We start from the raw sequence: 23121 nt of genomic DNA, 5'->3' as shown, positions 1-23121 counted from the left end.
CGCCGACCGGGGCGCGCCCGCCGGAGCCGCCCCGCGGCGGTACGGAGGCGCGGGCCGAGGCGCCGTCCCCCGATCCGGATGGCCAGCCGTTCCCGCGTGCGCCCCCGCCGGAGCCGGGGTCGCCGCCCGGGCCCGGGATCTGGGCCCGCCCACGCGAAGAACTGGGATCGCCGTAGTTCATTCCTCACACCCTGCCGGTCGCGGTGGGGCGCGGTCGCGCCGCCACCGGGTTGCCGTGAGATGGAACACGAGACGCTACACCCTGGGCGCACCCAGGCGCAGGCGTCAGATCCGACCTAATCGGACCAATCAGACGTGGAAGCTGTCGGGTGGACCGCCCGCCGATGTCGCGGGGGCCGACCAGGACAGCCAGCTTCACCGTTGCGCCTCTCGCCTTCGACGAGGGGTGGAACCGGTCGCGGCCGAACCGCTCGCCGCCTCCTGCTCCGACCCGTCCTCGGCGCCCTCGGCCAGCCCGTCCCGGCCGAGCAGGTACTGCTCGACGAGATGGTTCCAGGCACAGCCGGGGCACACCTCCACCACGTAGACCTGGAACTCACGCAGCGTCATCGCCAGCAGCGACAACTCGGCCCGGTTTCGCGCCTGCCCGGCCGACTGCTTGAGTTCGTCACCGTAAATGTAGTGGACGTGGATGAGGTTCTCGCTGCGGCAGATCGGGCAGCGCTCATCGGTGGGTTCGCCATGGAAGCGAGCGGCGTTCTTCAGGTACGGCGAGGCGTCGCAGACGTCGTACGCGCCGATCCGGTTCGCCAGGAGGTCACGCAGCACCGCTCGCTTCTGGAGCGAGTAGTCGACGACCTGGCGGGACGTGCGCATGCGGCAAAGGGTACGCGGTCCGGCCGGACGAGGCGACCATGGTCACGATCCGTGACCGCAGCACCGCGTAAACGGGGGTTTGCCCCGGTCGGACGACTCCGCTACCGTGCGATGTATCGGTCCGATACATCGCGGCGGTTACCGCTCCGCGCCGGGGGTAAGAAGGGATGGCCCGTGCTCGAGTTCGCCATCCTGGGCCTCCTGCAGGAGGCTCCGATGCACGGCTACGAGCTGCGCAAGGAGCTGACCGCCAAACTCGGCGCCATCCGGGCGGCGATCAGCTACGGCACGCTCTACCCGACCCTGCGCCGGCTGCAGGCGGCGGGCTGGATCACCGAAGCCGACGGCACACCCGCGACCGCCGAGGAGGTTCCCGCGCTGACCAGCCGACGCGGTCGGGTGGTCTACACCATTACCGCGGAGGGCAAGGAACGCTTCGCCCAGCTCATAGCGCAGGCTGGACCCGAGACGTACGACGACACGGGCTTCGGCGTGCACTTCGCGTTCTTCGCCCGGACCGACCAGGCCACCCGGCTCCGGATCCTGGAAGGTCGTCGCCGGAAGATCGAGGAGCGTCGCGAGGGTCTTCGTGACGTGCTCGGCCGGGCGGCCGAGCGGCTCGACGCGTACACCCTGGAACTGCAACGCCACGGGCTCGACGCCTGTGAGCGCGAGGTCCGCTGGCTGGAGGAGCTCATCGCCAACGAGCGCTCCGGCCGGGCCCCGGCCGACCCGCGACCCGGGACGGCCGGTGGCCGAGGAGACAACGACAGCCCGCCCACGCCTGGAACGTCCAGGACAGAGCGGCCGTGATGAAGAAGAAGGAGGCAGACGCTATGGGCTCCGTCCGCGTCGCCATCGTCGGTGTGGGTAACTGCGCCTCGTCCCTCGTACAGGGCGTGGAGTACTACCGGAACGCCGACCCGAACGACCGCGTCCCGGGTCTCATGCACGTCACCTTCGGCGACTACCACGTCTCGGACGTGAAGTTCGTCGCGGCGTTCGACGTGGACGCCAAGAAGGTGGGCATGGACCTCGCGGAGGCGATCGTCGCCAGCGAGAACAACACGATCAAGCTGTGCGACGTGCCGCCGACCGGCGTCACCGTGCAGCGCGGCCCGACCTTCGACGGTCTCGGCCAGTACTACCGCGAGATCATCGAGGAGTCGGACGTCGAGCCGGTCGACGTGGTCCAGGCGCTGCGCGACGCGCAGGTCGACGTCGTCGTCTCCTACCTGCCGGTCGGTTCCGAGCAGGCCGACAAGTTCTACGCCCAGGCCGCCATCGACGCGGGCTGCGCGTTCGTGAACGCCCTGCCGGTCTTCATCGCCTCCGACCCGGAGTGGGCGCAGAAGTTCACCGACGCCGGCCTGCCGATCGTCGGTGACGACATCAAGAGCCAGGTCGGCGCGACCATCGTGCACCGCGCCCTGGCGAAGCTCTTCGAGGACCGCGGGGTCGAGCTGCTGCGCACCTACCAGCTCAACTTCGGCGGCAACATGGACTTCATGAACATGCTGGAGCGCAACCGCCTGGTCTCCAAGAAGATCTCGAAGACCCAGTCGGTGACCTCGCAGATCCCGCACGAGATGCAGAAGAGCGACGTGCACATCGGCCCGTCCGACCACGTGCCGTGGCTGGACGACCGCAAGTGGGCGTACATCCGGCTTGAGGGCCGCTCCTTCGGCGACACCCCGCTCAACGCCGAGCTCAAGCTCGAGGTCTGGGATTCGCCGAACTCGGCCGGCGTCATCATCGACGCCGTCCGGGCCGCGAAGATCGCGCTGGACCGGAAGATCGGTGGCCCGATCCTCTCCGCCTCCTCGTACTTCATGAAGTCCCCGCCGCAGCAGTACGCCGACCACGACGCGCACGCCGCCGTCGAGGCGTTCATCGCCGGCGAGGTCGAGCGCTGACCCGCTGACGAGCAGCACCGACGAGGGCCGGGTCCGGGTGGACCCGGCCCTCGCGCGTTCAGTCCGCCATCTCGAGGTACGGCGAGAGCCGCAGCGCCAGCTCCTCGACCGAGTCGACCTCGCCGCTGGTCAGCGCGTCCGTCAACGCCATCCGCTCCTTGGCCGGCATGCTGAGAACGAAACCGGAGCGTTCCAGGCGAACGTCCGCTGCCGTCCAGGCGAGACTGGCGTTCCACATGTCCAGCGGCCGCCAGACCAGGATCGCGTGCAGGAGTGCCGCCGCCTGGTCCAGCGGTGTCGGATAGACCCGGCCCTGCAGCAGATGGGCGTGCGGACGCGCCGCCGAGGCGAAGAGGATCCCACCGTCGCGCACGATGGTTCGGGACGACGTGCTTCCCGCGAGCAGGAGCAGCAGGTCCTCCGCGTCCGGCCAGGACCGCGTCATCGGTCGCCCAACATCTCGTAGAACTCGGCATTGCGCTCGTGGACCCGGCGGGCGGCCTGCCGGGTCCACTCGTCGCGCTCGTGCCGGTCCAGGTACGCCTGCACCGCCACCTCGACCGTCTTGTGCATCGACCGGTGCTCCGCCTCGGCGAGTTCCTTGAGCCGCTGCTCGACCTCGGGCTTCAGGTTCAGGGTGAAGGCCATACCAGATTTGTATAACTCGCGTGTCTGCACGTCAACCACGCTGGGTGCCACGTCTCCTCCGCACGACTCGGGATCTTGCCGGAGGAGATGATGGCGAGCAGCGCTCGGACCAGGGCGGACGAATTGTGCGACAACTCCTCAGGAGAGCCAGGCGCGCCGCAGCGCCACCGCCGCCTCGAGTTCCAACAGCGTCACCTTGCGCGGCAGCCCGCCGCCGAAGCCGACCAGCTTGCCGCCCGCCCCGACGATCCGGTGACAGGGCACCAGCACCGGCACCGGGTTGCGGTTGCAGGCCACCCCGACCGCCCGGGCCGCGCCCGGCTCGCCGACCGCCTGCGCCACCTCGCCGTAGGTGAGCGTCTCGCCGTACGGGATGCGGGTCATCTCCCGCCACACCGCGCGTTCGAACTCCGAGCCGCGGGACACCGACACCGGCACGGTGAACTCGGTCAGCTCGCCGGCGAAGTAGGCGCGCAGCTCGGTCAGCGCCCGCCCGGCGACCGGGTCGCCCGGCCGCTCGGTGGCCGACTCCATCCGGCCGAAGTGCGCCGCCCGGACGGCCGCGCCGTCGGTGGCCACGGAGAACTCCCCGATCGGCGAGTCGAGCACGGTCCAACGCATGGTTCCCATTCTTCCTCGGGCAGCCGCTGCCCAGCGAACCCCACTTCGAGGTGACCGTCGCGCCGGGTTGACCGTTCGGCCGGGCCGCAACGTTGCACGATGTCGATACCGTGCAGGTCGTGGCCACGGGGACGCTCATCTTTCTGATCATCGGTGGGGCGGGGGTCGGCGTGCTGGCCCTCGCCCTCGTCGGGGCCGGGCTGCTGCACATCGGGCACCCGGACGTCGACGGTCCGGTGTCGCTGGAGGCGGTCGCCGGTTTCACCGGCGCCTTCGGCTTCGGCGCGGCGATCGTCAACGAGCTGCTCGGTGGGCGTACCCCCGGAATGATCGCCGCGGCGGCGGCCGGTGGGGTGGTGGCCGCCGTGCCCACCGCGTGGCTGGCGGCCCGGCTCAGCCGTGCCGCCCGCACCATGCGCACCGACGCCACCCCCACCCGGTCCCACCTGGTCGGCGCGACCGGCCTGGTGGTCACCCCGGTGCCGGCGAGCGGCTACGGCGAGGTCCGGGTACGCCTCGCCGGCCAGCCGGTCAAGCTCAACGCCCGGGCCGACCGCCCACTCCCGGTCGGCGCCCGGATCTTCGTGGTCGAAGCGCTCAGCGAGACCAGCGTGCACGTCGAAACGTACTGATTTCCCCTTCCACAGACGGGAACGACCATGCCCCTGCTCGTCGCCATCGGCGGCGCGGTTCTCCTCGCCGTCCTCCTCGTCCTGTTCGTGCTCTCCCGGATCAAGGTCGCCGGCCCGAACCAGGCGTTCATCGTCACCGGCCGCAAGGGCCGGACCACCCAGACCGCCGACGGCGCCCGGTCCACCGACATGTCCGGACAGAAGGTGGTGCTCGGCGCCTCGGTCTTCGTCCTGCCCGTGGTGCAGAAGCTGCAGTCCCTCGACCTGTCCAGCCGGCGGATCGACGTGAGCATCCGCGGCGCGGTGAGCAAGCAGGGCATCCGGACCGAGCTGCACGGTGTGGCCATCGTGAAGGTGGGCGGCACCGAGGACGCCATCCGGGCCGCCGCCCAGCGTTTCCTGAACCAGCAGGAGGAGATCGACAACTTCACCCGGGAGGTGCTGGCCGGCGCGCTCCGCTCGATCGTCGGGCGGCTCACCGTCGAGGAGATCATCCGGGACCGGGCGGCGTTCGCCAGCGCGGTCGCCGAGGAGGCCGAGCACTCGATGACCAACCAGGGCCTGGTGCTGGACACCTTCCAGCTCCAGGACATCCTGGCCGAGGGCTCGTACCTGCAGGACCTCGGGCGGCCGGAGGCGGCCCGGGTGCTCAAGGACGCGGCCATCGCCGAGGCGCGGGCCCGCCAGCAGGCCGAGCAGGAGCGGCTGCTCGCCGAGGAGGCGATCGCCGAGGCGAACCGGAACCTGGCGTTGAAGCAGGCCGGCATCCAGGCCGAGATCGACGCCGCGAAGGCGAAGTCGGCGGCGGCCGGACCGCTCGCCCAGGCCGAGCGGGACCAGGCGATCCTCTCCGAGCAGCAGAAGGTCGCCGAGCGCAACGCCGAGCTGAAGCAGCGCCAGCTCGACACCGAGGTGCGCAAGCCGGCCGACGCGGCCCGTTACAAGGTCGAGCAGGAGGCCGAGGCGGCCCGCAACGCGGCGGTGCTCACCGCCGACGCGCAGCGGCAGGCCACCATCGCGGCCGCGCAGGCGGCCGCCGAGCAGGCCCGCCTCACCGGTGAGGGCGAGCGGGCCCGCCGGGCCGCGCTGGCCGAGGCGAACGCGATCGAGGGTGCCAAGGAAGGTGAGGCCGAGCAGCGCCGGCGCAGCGCCATTGCCGAGGCGGTCGAGCGGGAGGGTCAGGCCGAGGCCGCGGCCATCCTGGCCAAGGGGCAGGCCGAGGCCGACGCGATGGCCCGCAAGGCCGAGGCGTTCGCCGCGTACGGCGAGGCCGCCGTGCTGGACCTGCTGGTCAAGGTGCTGCCGCAGGTGGTCGAGGCGGCGAGCGCCCCGATCGGCGCGATCGACAAGATGACGGTGATCTCCACCGACGGCGCGTCCTCACTGACCAAGTCGGTGGCCGGCAACGTGGCCCAGGGCCTCCAGCTCGGCAGCGACCTCACCGGCATCGACCTGGCCGGCCTGCTGGCCAAGCTGGGCTCGGCGTCCACCGCTCCGGCCGGCAACGGCAAGCCGTCGGTCGACGGCACGGCGGTCGAGACCCACTGACCGCGAGCACGACGAAGGGGCCGCCCAATCGGGCGGCCCCTTCGTCGTGGTGTCAGTCGACGATGCCCTGCTCGCGGGCCCAGCGCAGCAGCTCCGCCTCGGCCTCGTCGCGGTCCAGCGGGCCGCGTTCCAGCCGCAGCTCCTTGAGGTACTGCCAGGCCCGGCCCACCACCGGGCCGGGCGGGATGCCGAGCAGTTCCATGATCGCGTTGCCGTCCAGGTCGGGGCGGACCCGGGCCAGGTCCTCGTCGGCGGCGATCCGGGCGATCCGCTCCTCCAACGCGTCGTAGTCGGCCGCGAGCTGGGCCGCCTTGCGCCGGTTGCGGGTGGTGCAGTCGGAGCGGGTGAGCTTGTGCAGGCGGGCGAGCAGGTCACCGGCGTCCGTGACGTACCGGCGGACCGCCGAGTCGGTCCACTCGCCCCGGCCGTAGCCGTAGAAGCGCAGGTGCAGGCCGACCAGCTTGACCACCTGGGAGGTGATGTCCTTGGGGTACCGCAGCGCCTTCATCCGGGCCTTGGTCAGCCGGGCGCCCACCACCTCGTGGTGGTGGAAACTGACCCGGCCGTCCGGGCCGACGGCCTTGGTGGCCGGCTTGCCGATGTCGTGCATGAGCGCGGCCATCCGCAGCACGAAGTCGCAGCCGTCGGTCTCCATCGACATGGCATTGCTGACCACGGTCAGGGTGTGCTCGTAGACGTCCTTGTGCTGGGCGTGCTCGTCGATCTCCAGCTTGAGCCCGGTCAGCTCCGGCAGGAAGCGTTCGGCCAGCCCGGTGTCGACCAGCAGCCGCAGCCCGGTGACCGGGTCGGCGCCGCAGAGCAGCTTGGTGAACTCGTCCCGGATCCGCTCGGCGGTGATCCGGTCCAGGTCCGCGGCCATCCGGGTCATCGCCGCGCGGACGTCCGGGTGCACCGCGAAGCGGAGCTGGGCGGCGAACCGGGCGGCCCGCAGCATCCGCAGCGGGTCGTCACCGAACGACTCCCGGGGCGTGCCCGGGGTACGGATGATCTTGGCGGCCAGGTCGGCCAGCCCGCCGTACGGGTCGGTGAACCGGTGATCGGGGAGGCTGACCGCCATCGCGTTGACGGTGAAGTCCCGGCGCTGCAGGTCGTCGACCAGGCTCGTGCCGTACGCCACGATCGGGTTCCGGCTGACCTGGTCGTACGCCTCGGCGCGGAAGGTGGTGATCTCCAGGCTGAGCCCGTCGCGCTGGCAGCCGATGGTGCCGAACTCCCGGCCGGTCTCCCAGATCGACTCGGCCCAGCCCTTGATGATCTTCAGCGTCTGGTCCGGGTGGGCGTCGGTGCAGAAGTCGAGGTCGTTGCCGAGCCGGCCGAGCAGCGCGTCCCGGACCGATCCGCCCACCAGGTGCAGTTCGTGACCCGCCTTGGCGAAACGGCGGCCGAGCTCGTCGGCGACCGGCGAGACGCGGAGCAGTTCGGCGACGGCGTTGCGCTGCGCGCCGGTCAACTCACGGCGGTCGGCGGCGTGGGATGCGGAGGCTTCGGACATGGGATCGCCAGCCTATCGGGCCGGGGCGGGAACAACCGCGCCGGGCGCGGGTATGCCACCGAGGTTGACTAAGGTCTCGGTGTGCGGGCCCGCAGGTCCGGCTGCGACGTACCCCCTGGGAGGCTGGAGATGAGCGGCGGCCTGTACCGCAGCGCCAACGCGCACGGCGGCACCCAGCCACCGGACGACGAGGCCACCTTCATCTCGGCCGAGCCGCTCAACCAGCCGGCCGTCGAGGCCACCGCGCCGCCGCAGGAGGTGGTCGCCGAGACCAGCGCCGCGGCGAACAGCGCGGTGATGGCGATCGGCAGCCTGGTCAGCCGGGGTACGGGCTTCATCCGCAACCTGCTGATCGGCGCCGCGCTCGGCAACGCGGTCGGCGACGTCTACACCACCGCCCAGTTCCTGCCGAACCAGGTGTACGAGTTCCTCCTCGGCGGCGTGCTCACCAGCGTCCTGATCCCGGTGCTGGTCCGCCGCCGCAAGGTCGACCCGGACCGGGGCGAGGCGTACGCCCAGCGCCTGCTCAGCCTGGCCGTGCTCGCCCTGGCCGCCGCGGCGCTGATCGCGGTGCTGCTCGCACCGGTGATCACCGCGATCTACGCCGCCGGCAAGGACGACACGTACAAGGGGCTGGTCAACGACCTGTCCTACCTGATGCTGCCGATGCTCTTCTTCACCGGCCTGAGCGCGTTGATCGCCGCGGTGCTGAACACCCGGGGGCACTTCGCCGCCCCGATGTGGGCGCCGATCCTCAACAACCTGGTGGTCGCTGGCACCTTCGGCCTGTACATCGTGGTGTACGGGGCGCGGGCGCTGCGGCCGGAGCAGATGGACGCCGGCCGGATCCTGCTGGTCGGCGGTGGCACCCTGCTCGGCGTCGCGGTGCAGGCCGCCGGCCTGCTGCCGGCGCTGCGCAAGGTCGGCTTCCGGTGGAAGTGGCGGTTCGACTTCCGCGCGCTCGGCCTGCGCGAGCTGGCCCGGCTCGGCGGCTGGATGTTCTGCTACGTGGGGGTCAACCAGCTCGGCCTCTTCGTGGTGGTCAACCTGCTCACCCGGGTCGGCGGCGGGAAGAACGCCGGTCTGCTGATCTACAACTACGTCTTCCTGCTGCTGATGATGGCGCACGGCATCATCGCCGTCTCGATCATCACCGCGCTGATGCCCCGGATGAGCGCGGCCGCCGCCGAGGGCCGGTTCGACGACGTCACCGCCGACCTGTCCCGGGGCACCCGGATGGTCACCGCGGTGCTCGCCCCCATCGCGGTCTGCTACGCGGTGCTGGCCGGCCCGATCTCCGTGGTGGTCTTCCGGTACGGCGCGTTCACCGGTGACAACGCGGTGGCCACCTCGACCGTGCTGCTGGTGGCGGCGCTCGGCCTGGTCCCGTTCGCGATCAGCCAGCTCTTCACCTTCGCCTTCTACGCGCTGCCGGACACCCGCACCCCGGCTCTGATCAACATCCCGGTGGTGGCGCTGCGGGTGCTCCTCCAGGTCGGCCTCTTCCTGGCCTTCTCGGCCACCTTCGCCGCGGCCGGCATGATGCTCGGCAACGCCGTCTCGTACGTGGCGGCCGCGATCCTCTCCGCGGTGCTGCTGCGTCCCCGGGTGGGCCGGATCGGGCTGGGCGGGATCATGCGCACCATGGGTCGGGTGGTGGTCGCGGCGCTCGGCGCGGCCCTGGTCGGCCTGCTGGTGGTCAAGCTGCTCCCCGGCGACCCGGCGCACCTGAGCTGGGCGGCGGCGGCGGTTCAGCTGGTGATCGGCGGCGCGGTGATCGGCGCGACGTACCTCGGGCTCGCCATGGTGCTGCGGATCGGTGAGATCACCGAGGTCGTCGCCATGGTGCGGCGTCGCCTGGGTCGATGAGCCCGACCAGCGGCTATGACTGAGGGTGAACGAGGATCACCAGCCTGGGGATACGGCTGTGGATAACTCGGGCTTCCGCCGCCCAGTAGGCCTACCGGCCTGTGGACAACCAACCGTAAGGATGAGGGTGACCAGCTGGACCAGGGGAAACCGCAGGTCTCCGGCAAGGCCGCCACACCGGTCCGCCCCTGCGCCCACGGCCCGGCCGCAACCTCTAGATTGGCGGGAGCGTGTTGTCAGCAGACGCGGCGGAACGCCACCGGCCGTGGCCCGCACCGTGGTCACTGGCTTCCCACCGGCTCCGGCGGGAAGATGACATGTCGGAGAACCGGGCATCCCGGGTAAGGTCGCTCTCGACGGGTACGGCAGGTGCCCACGCGGGCGTCGACACCCGCCTGCCGGTTCCTTCGAAGGCAGAGCGGACAGCCACATGCCCAGCAATACGGGTCCATCGATGGACACGATCACCGAGGGAGGACGGGTGACCCAGGTCGGCGAGGGTCAGGAGGCGGAGGAGAACGCCCCTCCGGTCATGACCTTCGGTGCTCCCACGGCCGGTGAGGTCCTCGCCGAGCGGTACGAGCTGGTCGAGCACATCAACAACGACAGCGCGGGCCGCCTGGTCTGGCGCGGGGTCGACGTCGTGCTGCGCCGTCCCGTGGCGGTGGTCCTCCGGTACCCGGGTGGCGACTCCGCCACCGAGATGCTCCAGGCCGCCGTCGCGGCCAGCCGGGTGATCCACCCGAACCTGGTCGGCGTCTACGACGCCATCGACGAGGCCGACCGGGCGTACGTGGTCCGCGAATGGGTGGACGGGCAATCCCTGCGCGAGCTGGTCGCCGCCGACGGCGCGCTCGACCCGGTCCGCGCCACCGCCATCGGCAACGCGGTCGCCAGCGCCCTCGCCGCGGTGCACGCCACCGGCATGGTGCACGGCAACCTGCACCCCGGCACCGTGATGATCAGCGACGACGGCCGGGTGGTGCTCGCGGACGCGCGGACCGACGGCGCGGACAGCCAGGAGACCGACATCCGGGCGGTCGGCGGCGTGCTCTACTTCGCGCTCACCGGGCACTGGCCGCACGGCGAGGCCCCGCTGCACGGCGCCACCGCCGGGCACGGGCGGGCCGCCCTGCCCGACGCGGTACGCGACGCCAGCGGCTCGATCGCCGCGCCCCGGCAGGTCCGCGCCGGAGTGCCGGCGTACCTGGACGACCTCACCATGGACCTGCTCGACCCGGAGATCGCCCCGCCGTCGTCGGACGTGCTGGCGGCCGAGCTCAGCCGGCTGGACGTGCCGGCCGACGAGCACTTCCTGGAGCAGGCCGGCCCGCTGCGGTTCGCCGCGGACACCGGCGAGGAGCCCTCGCCGCTGGCCTCCACCGGTGGCCGTAAGGTCGCCCTGGGCATCGCCGGCCTGCTGGCGGTGGCCCTGGTCGGGCTGCTCATCGGGATCAGCACGCTCGGCGGCGAGAAGGACCCCAAGCAGGAGCAGGTGGCCCGCCCTTCCAGCAGCGCCCCCGCGGCCGGTGACGCCACCCAGGCCCCCACGGTGGTCCGCCCGCTGCACATCGAGGACGTCCGGATCATCGACCCGGACAGCAAGACCCGGGACGAGCTGGGCGGCGCCGAGAAGGTGATCGACGGCACCGACGCCGGCTGGGAGACCGACACCTACACCCGGGCGAACTTCGGCAACTGGAAGCGCGGCATGGGCGTCTGGATCGACCTGGGTGCCCCGCACACCGTCAAGTCGTTGCAGGCGGTGCTCTCCGCCCCCGGCGCCTCGGCCCGGCTCCTCGCCGGCAGCGGCGAGCACCCGCCCACCTCCGCCGGTGACAAGCAGCTCTACACCACCTACAAGACGGCGATCGGGCAGCCGATCGAGGACCACGACGGCACCACGATGACGTTCGACGGGTTCGACCCGGAGCGGAAATACCAGTACCTGCTCTTCTGGATCACCAAGCTGCCGAAGAAGGACGACAACAGCGGATACAAGATCGGTGTCCAGGAGATCAAGGTCCAGGGCGCGTGAGCCGGGCGCCCCGGCCGGCGCAACGCCTCCGCCGGACGTGGTGATGGCCGGTCGCGGTGGGCGCTCGCCCGAGCCGGTGACCGGGGACGGCCCGGCGGCCGGGAGGTCCGACCTCGACCTGCTGCGGGCGCACGTCGCCGGCGACCGGGACGCCTTCACCGAGCTGTTCCACCGGCACCGGGACCGGCTCTGGGCGGTGGCCCTGCGTACCGTCGGCGACCGGGAGGAGGCCGCGGACGCCCTCCAGGACGCGCTGCTCTCGGCGCACCGCGCGGCCGCCCGGTTCCGGGGCGACTCGGCGGTGACCACCTGGCTGCACCGGATCGTGGTGAACGCCTGCCTGGACCGGATCCGACGCCGGCAGGCCCACGCCACCGTCCCGCTGCCCGACGGCGTGCGCGGCGACGGTGAATCCGGGCGGCACACCGGCGGGGTGGAGCCCGCCGCGCCGGCCCACGACCACGACACCGCCCTGGTGGTCCGGCAGGCGCTCGCCCAACTGCCGGCCGAGCAGCGGGCCGCGCTCGTGCTGGTGGACGTCCAGGGGTATCCGGTGGTCGAGGTGGCCCGGATCCTCGGCGTCGCCGAGGGGACGGTGAAGAGCCGCTGCGCCCGGGGCCGGGCCCGCCTCGCCGGGCTCCTCGGGCACCTGCGGACCGGGTCCGACGAGACGGCGGACGTGCGCCGGGTCACCGGGGGGAACCCGGGACCGCCCGAGGGCGTCGGATCGACGTCGGGGTGGTCCCGGCGGGACGCCAGCCAGGAGGACACGTGACTGCCCGGAAGTTCAGCGGGGTCGACCACGACCTGCTCGCCGACTACCTCGGCGGGGCGCTGGACGGTACGCCGGAGCAGGCCACCGTGGCCCGGCTGATCGACGACGACCCGGCCTGGGCCGAGGCGTACGCGGCGCTGGCCCGGGCGGTGGAGCTGGTCCGGGCCGACCTGTCCGGCTGGGCGGCCGGCCCCGCCCCGGAGCTGCCGCTCGCCGTGGCGGACCGGATCACGGCGGCCCTGGCCGGCGCCGGCCCGGCGCCGGTCGACGCGCGGCGGGAAGCCACCGGGCCGGAGGTCGCGGCCGGCGTCTCCGGGGCAGCGGACGGCGGGCCGGCCCCTCGGCCGGGGACGGTACCCGCCCAGCCCACCGGCGGCACCCGGCCGGCCGGCGGCACGGGCCGCCACACCGGTCCCGGCCGGCGGTCGCGCCGCTGGATCCGGATCGCCGGACCGGTCGCGTTGGCGGCCGCCTCGGTCACCGCGGTCGGTCTCGGGGTCGGCAACCTGGTCGGCGCGGGCGGCGGCTTCGCCGGTTCGGTGGCCGACGGCGGCCGGCCCGCGGCCGACGAGGCCGCGCCGATGGCCGCCGTCGCGCCGTTCCGCACGACCGGACCCCCGCAGCACAGCGGCACCGACTACGGCCCGGAGCGGCTCTCCGGCCGGACCAGCGCGCTGAACGCGCCGACGACCCCGGCGGGCGACAAGGACGCCGCCGGCGACGCCCCGCGGGACCAGCGCGTACCGTTCGCGACCCGGCTGGACCGGCTGGGCCAGCCGGCGGCGCTGGCGGCCTGTCTCGCCGCGATCAGCACCGAGCACGCGACCGGGCCACTCACCGTCGACCTGGTCGACTTCGCCACCTACCAGGGGGTGCCGGCGCTGGTCGTCACCTTCGTCGACGCCGGCGGCGCGCGGTGGGCGTGGGTGAGTGGACCCGAGTGTGGCGTCCCCGGCTCCGGCGCGGACACCCGGTTCCGTACCCGGGTAGGGTGAGGATCACGGTCACCCGGACGTGTCCCGCCACGTGACGTGACCCACCGGATGACCGGCTCGGGAATCCCCACTTCGTACGATGACGTTCTGCAAGTCAGGCGCCGGTGCCGTTAAGCCGCCGGCACTCGGGATCGGCATCGGTGCGCGGCCGGTGACGAACACACACATCGGGAGACGGCAGTGGACGAGGTCCGCAACCTGATCATCATCGGCTCGGGACCGGCCGGCTACACGGCGGCGGTCTATGCCGCGCGCGCCAACCTGAAGCCGCTCGTCATCGAGGGCGTGCAGTCCGGCGGTGCGCTGATGACGACGACCGAGGTGGAGAACTTCCCTGGTTTCGCGGACGGCATCCTCGGCCCCGAGCTGATGGACAACATGCGCAAGCAGGCCGAGCGGTTCGGCGCCGAGTTCCTGACCGACGACGTGACCCGGGTCGAGCTTCAGGACACCGGCGAGGTGGGCTCGCACACGGTCAGCACCGTCTGGGTCGGCGAGACGGCGTACCGGGCCAAGGCCGTCATCCTCTCCACCGGCTCGGCCTGGCGCCCGCTGGGCGTGCCGGGCGAGCAGGAGTACCTGGGCCACGGGGTGTCGTCCTGCGCGACCTGTGACGGCTTCTTCTTCCGTAACCAGCACATCGTGGTGGTCGGCGGCGGCGACTCGGCGATGGAGGAGGCCAGCTTCCTCACCCGGTTCGCCGACTCGGTGACGATCATCCACCGGCGGGACGAGTTCCGGGCCAGCAAGATCATGGCCGACCGCGCGCTGGGCAACGACAAGATCAAGGTCGAGTGGAACAGCGTGGTCGAGGAGATCCTCGGCGCCGACGGCAAGGTCAGCGGGGTCCGGGTCCGTAACGTGCACACCGGCGAGACCAAGGTGCTCGACGTCACGGGCGTCTTCGTGGCGATCGGCCACGACCCGCGCAGTGAGCTCTTCCGGGGCCAGGTGGACCTCGACGACGAGGGGTATGTGAAGGTGCAGGCGCCCAGCACCCGGACCAACATCCCGGGTGTCTTCGCCGCCGGCGACCTGGTGGACCACACCTACCGGCAGGCGATCACCGCGGCCGGCACGGGCTGTGCCGCCGCCCTCGACGCCGAACGCTTCATCGCCACCCTGAACGGCTGAACAATTCTCGGAAAAAAGTCCCGGAGGAGGGGTTCATAGTGGGAGCAACCAAGGCGGTCACCGACGCCAGCTTCGCCAGCGACGTGCTCAAGTCCGACAAGCCGGTTCTGGTCGACTTCTGGGCGGAATGGTGCGGCCCGTGCCGCAAGGTCTCGCCGTTGCTCGAGGAGATCGCCGGTGAGATGGGCGACCAGGTCAGCATCGTCAAGCTCAACATCGACGAGAACCCCGAGACCGCCCGCGCCTACCGGGTGATGTCCGTGCCGACCCTCACCATCTTCAAGAACGGCGAGCCGGTGCAGTCCATCGCCGGCGCCAAGCCGAAGGGCGAGCTGGTCAAGCTCATCGAGTCGGCGCTCTGAGCCGACCCCGTACCCACGGAACCCCCGTCACCCGGCTCGGGTGACGGGGGTTCCGGCTCTCCGGCGACCTCCGCGAACCCGCAGCTCCGGGTGATCGGCCACGGTACGCTCCGTAGGCGTCCCCCTCGTGTCAGGGGGCAGCACCTCCGTCGGAGTCTCCGGCCAGCCAGCATCCGCGCAGAGGGGGTCGTCGTGCGTCCGATCCGACCCGGTGACCGGGGCCCCGCGGTGGCCGAGATCCGCACCGTCCTCACCACCCTCGACCTGCTCCCCTCCGACGGGCGGGGCGACGAGTTCGACACCGCGACCGAACGGGCCGTCCGGGCGTTCCAGCAGTCCCGCGGGCTCAGCGTGGACGGACGGGTGGGCGCGGAGACCTGGCGGGCGCTGGACGCCGCCCGCTGGCGGCTGGGCGCCCGCACCCTCTACCACGCCGTGCCCGAACCGCTCACCGGCGAGGACGTCCGGTCGCTCCAGGAACGCCTCCTGGAGATGGGGTACGACGTGGGCCGCGCCGACGCCATCTACGGCGTGCGTACCTCCCGGGCCGTCGCCCAGTTCCAGCGCGAGATGGGGCTGAAACCGGACGGGTCCTGCGGCCCGCACACCATGAACACGCTGCGCCGGCTCGGCCGCAAGGTGGTCGGCGGACGCCCGCAGTGGCTCCGCGAGTCCGACGCCATCCGCCAGGCCGGGCCGACCCTGGTCGGGCGCACCGTGGTGATCGACCCCGGGCACGGGGGCACCGACCCCGGCGAGGTGGTGCCCGACGGCCCGCTCCGCTGGACCGAGGCGGACATCGTGTACGACCTGGCCAGCCGGCTGGAGGGGCGGCTCGCCGCCGCCGGGGTGCGGGTGCAGCTCACCCGGGGCCCCTCCCCGGCGACGTGCCTGCCCGACGCCGACCGGGCCCAGCTCGCCAACGCCCTGGGCGCGGACGTCTTCATCGCCCTGCACACCGACGGGCACGCCAACCCGGCGGCGAACGGGGTCGCCACCTACCACTACGGCACCGACAACGGCGTCACCTCGGCCACCGGGGAACGCCTGGCGGGGCTGGTGCAGCGGGAGATCGTCGCCCGCAGCGGGCTGCGCGACTGCCGCACCCACGCCAAGTCGTGGGACCTGCTGCGGCTGACCAGGATGCCCGCGGTCCGGGTCGAGGTGGGCTACCTGACCTCGCCCGAGGACCGGGGCCGGTTGGTCGACCCCCGGTTCCGGGACACCATCGTGGAGGCGATCGTCGCCGCCGTGCAGCGGATGTACTTTCCCATCGAGCGGGACGTGCCGACCGGCTCGATCGACGTGAGCGAACTGCGCGCGATCGTCGCCGCCGGCACGGTGGTGGACTGAATCGGCCGCCCCCCGACCTCAGCCCGTCGCGCGGGTCGCCGGGGCCGGGCGCACCGGGCGGAGCAGCGACTCCGGGCTCATCGAGCCGAGCAGCTTCTCCAGCGCGTACTCGACGTCGGACTTCCAGCTCAGCGCGGTGCGCAACTCCAACCGCAGGCGCGGGTAACGGGGATGCGGGCGGACGGTCTTGAAGCCCACCGAGAGGAAGAAGTCGGCCGGCGCCACACAGGCCCGGGTCGGATCGTCCACCGCGCCCTCGCCGAACTTGGCGTCGCCGAACGCCTCGATCGCCTTGATGCCGCGCTTCGTGAGATCCCGGGCGACACCCTGGACCAGCATCCGGCCCAGACCTCCACCGGCGAAGGCGGGCACCACGTTCGCGGTCATCAACAGCGCGGCGTCCGCCGAGACCGGCGAGGTCGGGAAGGCCATCGAGCGCGGAACGTACGCGGGCGGGGCGTACATGACGAAACCGGCCGGCATCCCGTCGACGTACGCCAGCTTGCCGCAGGAACCCCACTCGAGCAGAGTCTGCGAGACCCAGGCCTCCTTCTCCAGCCCAGGGTCACCGGCCGCGCAGGCCCGATCGGCCGAAACCGGATCCAGCTCCCAGTAGACGCACTCCCGGCAGGGACGGGGCAGATCCTCAAGGGTGTCGAGGGTCAGACTGACCAGACGTCGCGACATCAGCGCATCCCCACCAATAGGCTCGGGGCGGTAACCACCGCGGTGCACACGTTCCGCCACTTTCCCCTGCCCCCGACGAGCGATCGTACGCCGCCGCCCCGCGGTTCGGGAGGGGACGCGCGAACCCCCACCCGGCGGCGGGACGGCCCGTCCGGGATGTGGACGTACCCGGATGGCTGGTCCGGACCGGCTGGCCGCGGACTACGATCGACCAACCGGCCGTCCCGCGCCGCCATGGATGTCGGTATCGGGGGTACCCACCGGACGGCCGCTCCGCCGACACCCGATCGAGGTGATGTCATGACCGGCACGACGCTCGACGACTACACCGACAGGTACGCCCGCCGGGTCCGGGGGATGACCGCCTCCGAGATCCGGGCGCTCTTCGCGGTGGCCAGCCGGCCGGAGGTGGTCTCGCTCGCCGGCGGGGCACCGTACATCGCCGCGCTGCCGCTGGACGCGGTCGGTGAGATGCTCGGCCGGCTCGGCGCCGAACACGGCACGACCACCCTGCAGTACGGCATCGGCCAGGGCACCCCGGAGCTGCGCGAGCGGATCTGCGAGGTGATGTCCCTCTCCGGGATCGACGCCGCCTGCGGTGCCTCACCCGAGGACGTGGTGGTCACCGTCGGCGGTCAGCAGGCGCTCGACCTGGTGGCCCGACTCTTCCTCGACCCGGGCGACGTGGTGCTCGCCGAAGGCCCGACCTACGTCGGCGCGCTCGGGGTGTTCCAGGCCGCCCAGGCCCAGGTGGCCCACGTAGCGATGGACGACGAAGGGCTGATCCCGGAGGCGCTGGAGACGGCCATCGCCGACCTGGCCCGGGCCGGCCGGCGGGTGAAGTTTCTCTACACCATCCCCACCTACCAGAACCCGGCCGGCGTGACGCTGAGCGAGGAGCGGCGCGAGCGGGTGCTCGACATCTGCGAGCGGGCCGGCCTGCTGGTGGTCGAGGACGACCCGTACGGTCAGCTCGGTTTCGAGGGCGAGGCGCCCGCTCCGCTGCGGGCCCGGCGGCGCGACGGGGTCTTCTACCTGAGCACCTTCTCCAAGACCTTCGCCCCGGGCCTGCGGGTGGGCTGGATCCTCGCCCCGCACGCCGTCCGCGACAAGCTCGTGATCGCCAGCGAGGCGCAGATCCTCTGCCCCAGCGGGTTCGCCCAGGCGGCCGTCGCCACGTACCTCGGCACCATGCCCTGGCGGCAGCAGCTCAAGGTCTACCGGGAGGTCTACCGGGAGCGCCGGGACGCGCTGCTGGACGCACTCGCGGACCTGATGCCGGCCGGCACCACCTGGACCACCCCGGCTGGTGGTCTCTTCGTCTGGGCCACCCTCCCCGACGGCCTCGACTCCAAGGCGATGATGCCGCGTGCCATCGCCGCCCGCGTCGCGTACGTGCCCGGCACCGGCTTCTACGCCGACGGGAGCGGCGGCGGCAACATGCGCCTCAACTTCTCCTTCCCGGCCCCGGAGCGGATCCGGGAGGGCGTGCGCCGGCTGGCCGGCGTGATGGAGCAGGAGCTCGCCATGCGAAAGGTCTTCGGGGCGGTCGGCGGCGCCGGGCCGCGGCGCCGGCAGGGCGGCGCGGACGCGCCCGGTCCCGACTTGGCATGATGCCCGCATGGCCGTCAGCCCCGCCGCCCCGGAATCCGTGACCGACCCCGCCGCCACCGACGAGTTGCACGTTCTGGTGCTCGCCGGCGGCCTCTCCTACGAGCGGGACGTATCCCTGCGGTCCGGTCGGCGGGTGCTCGACGCGCTGCGCGCGGTGGGCGTGGAAGCCGAGCTGCGTGACGCGGACGTGGCCCTGCTGCCCGCGCTGGCCGCCGACCCACCCGACGCGGTGGTGATCGCGCTGCACGGGGCCACCGGCGAGGACGGCTCGCTGCGCGGGGTGCTCGACCTCTGCGACATCCCCTACGTGGGCTGCGACGCGCGCGCCTCCCGGCTCGCCTGGGACAAGCCATCGGCGAAGGCGGTCCTGCGCGAGGCCGGCATCCCCACCCCCGACTGGGTGGCCCTGCCCCACGACCGCTTCTCCGAGCTCGGCGCGGTAGCCGTACTCGACCGCATCGTCGACCGGCTCGGCCTGCCGTTGATGGTGAAGCCGGCACAGGGCGGCTCCGGGCTGGGCGCCGCCGTGGTCCGGGACACGGCGTCGCTGCCGGCCGCCATGGTCGGCTGCTTCGCGTACGACCAGACGGCGCTCGTGGAGCGGTACGTGCCCGGGATGGACGTGGCGGTCTCCGTGGTCGACCTGGGCGCCGGCCCGCAGGCACTACCTCCGGTTGAGATCGTGCCCCGCAACGGCGTCTACGACTACGCGGCCCGCTACACCGCCGGTCGCACCACCTGGCACGCGCCCGCCCGGCTCGACGAGGAAACCACGCGGCGGGTGTCCGAGGTGGCCCTCGCCGCACACCGTGCGCTCGGCCTCCGGGACCTGTCCCGGGTCGACCTGATCGTCGACGGGGACGGGCAGCCACACGTGTTGGAGGTCAACGTCTCCCCGGGGATGACCGAGACCTCCCTGCTGCCGCTGGCCGTGCAGGCCGCTGGACTGGACTTCGGCCGGGTACTCGGCTCGCTGGTCAGCCGGGCAGCGGGCCGTCAGCTGTAGCTCTCCCGGCGCTCTCAGGTCGCCCGCCGGCCGGCCGGGTTCCCGGTCCTGTGGGGGCCGACGCGGGCGACGCAGGCCGGTGGGGGCTGCCCGGCTCGGGTCGACGACCCGGCCGGCGAGGGCCGGCCGCGTCGGCCGGCCGCGTTCCGGATCCTGCGGCGGGGCGGCGGGGCGGCGCGGCCGACGCGACCAGCCGCGCTCCCGATCCTGTGGTGGGGCGGCGCGGCCGACGCGGGCCGATGCAACCAGCCGCGTTCCCGATCCTGTGGCGGTGCGGCGCGGCCGACGCGGGCCGACGCGACCAGCCGCGCTCCCGATCCTGTGGCGGGGCCGCTGGCGGCCCGGCTGCTCGAGGCGGCTTCCACACCTGGATCGGCCGCGATGACATGCGCTATTCGCCGCGCCGCGGCAAGGAAGGGGGGATCCGGCCGCGCTGAGGCGGACGGGTCGCTCGGTCAGCCCGCGCTCGGTGCCGGCTTACTCTGCTCCGCTTCGAATGGATCCCGCTGCGCTGGCACCTCGGTCCGCTCGACCTGGTCCGGGTTGCCAGCCTGCCCTGCCGGCGCTGCCGGCGTGGCCTGCGCTGCCGGTTCGGCCCGGTCTGCTGAGCCCGGCCGCCCCGCTGGCTCGACTGACTCCGTCGAGACCGTGTCCTCGGCCGACGCGAGATGTTCAGCCGGCGCGGTATGCCCGGTGGGCGCGGCGTAGCCCGCCGGCTCAGTGTGGCCCGCCGGCTCAGTGTGGCCCGCCGGCTCAGTGTGGCCCGCCGGTGCGGTGTGATCGGTCGGTGGGGTGTAGTCGGTCAGCGCGGTGGGGTTAGTCAGCGCCGCGGGGTCGGGCGCCGCGGGGTCCGTGGCTGACGCGGGGTGGTCGGTCGGCGGGACGTCCCTTGGCGGCGTGGCGTGCTCGGCCGACTCAGCTGGTTCCGGCTCCGGGTTTTCCTCGGCGGCTTCGATCACCGAAACGGCTTCGTCCTCCGGTCCACCGCCGGCGCTCTCACTCGGCGAGGAGGAGAAGCGGGACGGGGCCTGCCACTGGATGCGTGGCGGCTCGGCGAGCGGTCGGCCACCGAACTCGGCCAGCCAGGCGGCGACCAGGGCCAGATTCTCCCGCCACTGCGACTCGGAGATCGGCGGCAGAATCGAGTCCCAGAGGGACAGGAAGGTGCCCCTCAACTGCAGTCGCCCGTACGGCCGTGCCAGGAACCACAGGTGCAGGTGCGCGGAGCCGTCGCCCCAACGGTTGACGTGGACGCGGGCCACTCCGTCCAACGACCGGATGGCGCGTTCCAGCCGTACCGTCATCACGCCAAGCTCGGCGGCGAGCAGGTTCGGAAGGTCACCGAGATCGAGGTGCGAGCGAGACTCCAGAATCAGCACCATCGGCAGCCCGGTGGGCCGGTCCATGGTCCGTACCCGCCATCGTTCGCCGACCCAGATGTACGCCTCGTCGGGCGCGGCGCAGGCGGTGCACTCCCGGTTGCCCTCTCCACGGCGCGGAGGTTCGACCGGTACCGGATCGTCGAGCTGCTTGACGTGGAGGTCGCCCTCGAAGGGAAAGGAGGGCCACTGGGTGAAGTCCGGAACTGAGGGAGGGGTGTCCTGCACGACGCTGACCCTAACCGAGTCAGCGACGCCTGTCCCTACCCGATCCAACGGTGATCGGCGGAATCCCGATGACCGTCCACCGGTTGTCCACCGGGTTGTCCACAGGCAGCTGAGGTCATCACCACACCGCGTCATCCACAGCTCAGCAAGGCTTTCGGCGTGTTGTTTCACGTGAAACGGCGATGCCCTGTGGAAAACAACTGTGGATAACGCGACGCGGTGCCCGAGGGCGTTCTACCCGGACGCGGCCCGTAGTTTCTAACGACGGACTCGGGCGTCGGCACCGGCCTGGGAGGGCCGATCACGCATCCGTTGCTACGGATCTCGGCCGAACCCGAAGGGCTACCGTTGACACGCCGACGGAAACCGGACTCGGAAGCTCGCAGGCGAAGCTTTGCGTTCGGGTGAGCGGTACTGCGGTGGGTTCGGAGTGGCGATCGGGCCGGCGCGGATCTTTGCGCCGCCGGCCCTCGACGGATCAGACCCTAAGTGGCCCGAAGGGCCGAGCCCGATCGATGAGGCGGGAAAAGCAAGCGGCGTCGGCCAAGTCGGTCGTCGCACGGCTCGACATCCAGAGGGCAGCGCCGCTCGTGCTGCCGACCGCGATCAAGCCGCGAGATCGCCGCCGGCAGCACGAGCGGGCAGGCTGGCCGGCGGGCGACCCTCGCGGCCCGGTTCCCCAGGGGCGGAAGGGGAGCCGGCGGCGCGCCGGGACGTGCCCGGCCGACGGTCGCTGTCGCCGCTCTGCGAGGCGGTGCCGATGACGCCGTGGTGAGGTTTCGGCCCCCCTTTCGCGCCGCGCGTCATTGTCGTTCGAACCGGCGCGCTCCACGCCCCTGCCGGTTCAACTATCTAGTGGGAGTTCGGCAGGACCACTCGGGCCGTTCGAGCGGTCGGCGTCTCGGGTCCGCTCTGTGGTGTTGCCGGCGTCGGGCCGGCGCTGCGGCGTTGCCGGCGTCGGGTCGGGTACTCCCTCGCTCTTTGGCATTGCCGGCGGGTCGGTGCTCCTCCTTCTGTTTCACGTGAAACGGCGACTCAGCTCCACCCGCGCCTCTGTCCAACAGAGATGGACCGCTGGCCAACTCCGGTTTTGTTTCACGTGAAACGACAGGGCCCGGTCCGGTCTTCTGGTCCTTCCACCTACCCGCACGCGTATAGGCCGTTGGGGCAGCTCAGCCCGTCGTTCCCGTGCAACCGTCACCGGCAGACGTTCCGGCTCGGCAGACCGGCCCGTCCCGGCCTTATCTCACATGGCCGTCGTCGGCAGTCCTACCGCCCGGCCCTGGAGGCGCGGTCGCCGCCTCCTGGTGCCGACAAGGCGGAGGGGCGCGGACCTTGGCACGCCGAACATGGCGGTCGCCGACACCCACCGAACCCAACAGGTCGGTCAGCGAGAGAGGCACCGCCCCTCCGATTGCGCCCATCCGGGCCTGCCGCCATCGTCGACCGCGCCGCGCCGGCACCTCTTGAGCGCCAGGCGAGTGAACTCGTCACCGGTTCCGATCCGAGAGTCGACTCTCAACGGGCCGCGCACACCGCTGCCGGCGCACCGGAGGACTGGCGGCTTCATCTCCCACCGGTCGACCAACCCAAAAGCTCTTCGCCAGCCTTTAACCAGGCCGTAGCCACACCGGCCTGCCCCGGAGCGATCCACCGGTGGTTCTGCCGTGCGGTCTGGTGACCGGGCCGGAGCGCACTTGACTTGGTGTACGGATGGCGCCGGCTCGCCCGTCGGCCGATGGCCTTCGTTTCACGTGAAACATGGCCGCCTTCATCCATCCGCACCCCGTACCGGCAACGCCCGTGAGCCTCGCTGCGCCGCTTGACACGGCCGCCCGGAGCCCCGGGGCGCAACGGTGGGAATTGGCCAGCAGGAGGCCTCTCAGCGGGTCCTACGGTGCTGGGTCCGTGGAGCCGCAGCAGCACTGAGTCTGTCTTCGGTCCGACTGGCTCAGCCCGGCCGCAA

At 72.1% G+C, this 23121-nt stretch carries 19 protein-coding genes and 1 pseudogene; 13 read left to right on the top strand and 7 right to left on the bottom strand.

Annotation, left to right across the window (positions count from 1 at the left end; all coding sequences use genetic code 11):
* Nucleotides 1-375 precede the first annotated feature (375 nt).
* Nucleotides 376-837, bottom strand: a complete 462-nt coding sequence (locus tag LQ51_RS03035; protein WP_046563085.1) for a DUF5318 domain-containing protein — start codon at nucleotides 835-837, stop codon at nucleotides 376-378.
* A 174-nt stretch (nucleotides 838-1011) separates the two neighbouring features.
* Here LQ51_RS03035 and LQ51_RS03030 point away from each other — a divergent pair, with 174 nt between their 5' ends.
* Entirely contained in the window at nucleotides 1012-1650 is a 639-nt protein-coding gene (locus tag LQ51_RS03030; protein WP_046563084.1) for a PadR family transcriptional regulator, read from the top strand.
* Between the two features lie 23 nt (nucleotides 1651-1673).
* Complete coding sequence (locus tag LQ51_RS03025) at nucleotides 1674-2753, top strand: inositol-3-phosphate synthase (RefSeq protein WP_046563083.1); 1080 nt, start codon at nucleotides 1674-1676, stop codon at nucleotides 2751-2753.
* Between the two features lie 58 nt (nucleotides 2754-2811).
* Here the strand turns inward: LQ51_RS03025 and LQ51_RS03020 are convergent, their stop codons facing one another.
* The 3 genes from LQ51_RS03020 to LQ51_RS03010 form a co-directional block, all read right to left on the bottom strand.
* Nucleotides 2812-3198, bottom strand: coding sequence for a hypothetical protein (locus LQ51_RS03020; protein ID WP_052744735.1), 387 nt, complete (start codon nucleotides 3196-3198; stop codon nucleotides 2812-2814).
* Nucleotides 3195-3401 (bottom strand): ribbon-helix-helix domain-containing protein, encoded by a 207-nt coding sequence (locus tag LQ51_RS03015; RefSeq protein WP_046563082.1) that lies wholly within the window; start codon nucleotides 3399-3401, stop codon nucleotides 3195-3197. The genes LQ51_RS03020 and LQ51_RS03015 overlap by 4 nt, the downstream gene beginning before the upstream one ends.
* Nucleotides 3402-3539: 138 nt before the next feature.
* Nucleotides 3540-4022, bottom strand: coding sequence for a methylated-DNA--[protein]-cysteine S-methyltransferase (locus tag LQ51_RS03010; protein ID WP_046563081.1), 483 nt, complete (start codon nucleotides 4020-4022; stop codon nucleotides 3540-3542).
* A gap of 110 nt (nucleotides 4023-4132) precedes the next feature.
* Here LQ51_RS03010 and LQ51_RS03005 point away from each other — a divergent pair, with 110 nt between their 5' ends.
* Together LQ51_RS03005 and LQ51_RS03000 are read left to right on the top strand one after the other, a co-directional pair.
* Entirely contained in the window at nucleotides 4133-4654 is a 522-nt protein-coding gene (locus tag LQ51_RS03005; RefSeq protein ID WP_231605255.1) for a hypothetical protein, read from the top strand.
* 18 nt (nucleotides 4655-4672) lie between these two features.
* Nucleotides 4673-6202 (top strand): annotated as a pseudogene (locus LQ51_RS03000) (flotillin family protein); the annotation flags it as partial.
* Nucleotides 6203-6254: 52 nt separating this feature from the next.
* Here LQ51_RS03000 and LQ51_RS02995 read toward each other — a convergent pair.
* Entirely contained in the window at nucleotides 6255-7715 is a 1461-nt protein-coding gene (locus LQ51_RS02995; protein ID WP_046563078.1) for a CCA tRNA nucleotidyltransferase, read from the bottom strand.
* 129 nt (nucleotides 7716-7844) lie between these two features.
* Here LQ51_RS02995 and murJ point away from each other — a divergent pair, with 129 nt between their 5' ends.
* From murJ to LQ51_RS02960, 7 genes are all read left to right on the top strand, one after another.
* Complete coding sequence (gene murJ, locus LQ51_RS02990) at nucleotides 7845-9584, top strand: murein biosynthesis integral membrane protein MurJ (protein WP_046563077.1); 1740 nt, start codon at nucleotides 7845-7847, stop codon at nucleotides 9582-9584.
* Between the two features lie 430 nt (nucleotides 9585-10014).
* Nucleotides 10015-11622 carry a protein kinase family protein gene (locus LQ51_RS02985; RefSeq protein WP_046563076.1) on the top strand — a complete coding sequence of 536 codons (1608 nt, stop codon included), beginning with the start codon at nucleotides 10015-10017 and terminating at the stop codon, nucleotides 11620-11622.
* A 43-nt stretch (nucleotides 11623-11665) separates the two neighbouring features.
* Nucleotides 11666-12397 (top strand): RNA polymerase sigma factor SigM, encoded by a 732-nt coding sequence (gene sigM / locus LQ51_RS02980; protein ID WP_046563091.1) that lies wholly within the window; start codon nucleotides 11666-11668, stop codon nucleotides 12395-12397.
* Nucleotides 12394-13392: a hypothetical protein gene (locus LQ51_RS02975; RefSeq protein ID WP_046563075.1), complete on the top strand. Its 999-nt coding sequence runs from the start codon at nucleotides 12394-12396 to the stop codon at nucleotides 13390-13392. Before sigM ends, LQ51_RS02975 begins: the two co-directional genes overlap by 4 nt.
* 180 nt (nucleotides 13393-13572) lie before the next feature.
* A complete protein-coding gene (gene trxB, locus LQ51_RS02970) occupies nucleotides 13573-14526 on the top strand; it encodes a thioredoxin-disulfide reductase (protein ID WP_046563074.1) in 954 nt (317 codons plus the stop codon).
* A gap of 38 nt (nucleotides 14527-14564) precedes the next feature.
* Complete coding sequence (trxA, locus tag LQ51_RS02965) at nucleotides 14565-14888, top strand: thioredoxin (protein WP_046563073.1); 324 nt, start codon at nucleotides 14565-14567, stop codon at nucleotides 14886-14888.
* A 192-nt stretch (nucleotides 14889-15080) separates the two neighbouring features.
* Entirely contained in the window at nucleotides 15081-16241 is a 1161-nt protein-coding gene (locus tag LQ51_RS02960; RefSeq protein ID WP_046563072.1) for an N-acetylmuramoyl-L-alanine amidase, read from the top strand.
* 18 nt (nucleotides 16242-16259) lie between these two features.
* On the opposite strand, the gene LQ51_RS02955 is transcribed toward LQ51_RS02960, so the two are convergent.
* On the bottom strand, nucleotides 16260-16928 hold the full coding sequence (locus tag LQ51_RS02955; protein ID WP_046563071.1) for a GCN5 family acetyltransferase: 669 nt from the start codon (nucleotides 16926-16928) through the stop codon (nucleotides 16260-16262).
* 300 nt (nucleotides 16929-17228) lie between these two features.
* Here LQ51_RS02955 and LQ51_RS02950 point away from each other — a divergent pair, with 300 nt between their 5' ends.
* The gene (locus tag LQ51_RS02950) at nucleotides 17229-18542 is read left to right on the top strand and encodes an aminotransferase-like domain-containing protein (protein WP_046563070.1); all 1314 of its coding nucleotides are present in this window, start codon (nucleotides 17229-17231) and stop codon (nucleotides 18540-18542) included.
* A gap of 7 nt (nucleotides 18543-18549) precedes the next feature.
* Nucleotides 18550-19548 (top strand): D-alanine--D-alanine ligase family protein, encoded by a 999-nt coding sequence (locus LQ51_RS02945; protein WP_046563069.1) that lies wholly within the window; start codon nucleotides 18550-18552, stop codon nucleotides 19546-19548.
* Nucleotides 19549-20003: 455 nt separating this feature from the next.
* Here the strand turns inward: LQ51_RS02945 and LQ51_RS33675 are convergent, their stop codons facing one another.
* Nucleotides 20004-20930 carry a hypothetical protein gene (locus LQ51_RS33675; RefSeq protein WP_082159243.1) on the bottom strand — a complete coding sequence of 309 codons (927 nt, stop codon included), beginning with the start codon at nucleotides 20928-20930 and terminating at the stop codon, nucleotides 20004-20006.
* Nucleotides 20931-23121: the final 2191 nt, after the last annotated feature.

This window comes from Micromonospora sp. HK10, assembly GCF_000982955.1.
Taxonomy (GTDB): domain Bacteria; phylum Actinomycetota; class Actinomycetes; order Mycobacteriales; family Micromonosporaceae; genus Micromonospora.
The sequence above is the reverse complement of the archived record's forward strand: the minus strand, read 5'-3'. Positions and strand labels throughout refer to the sequence as shown.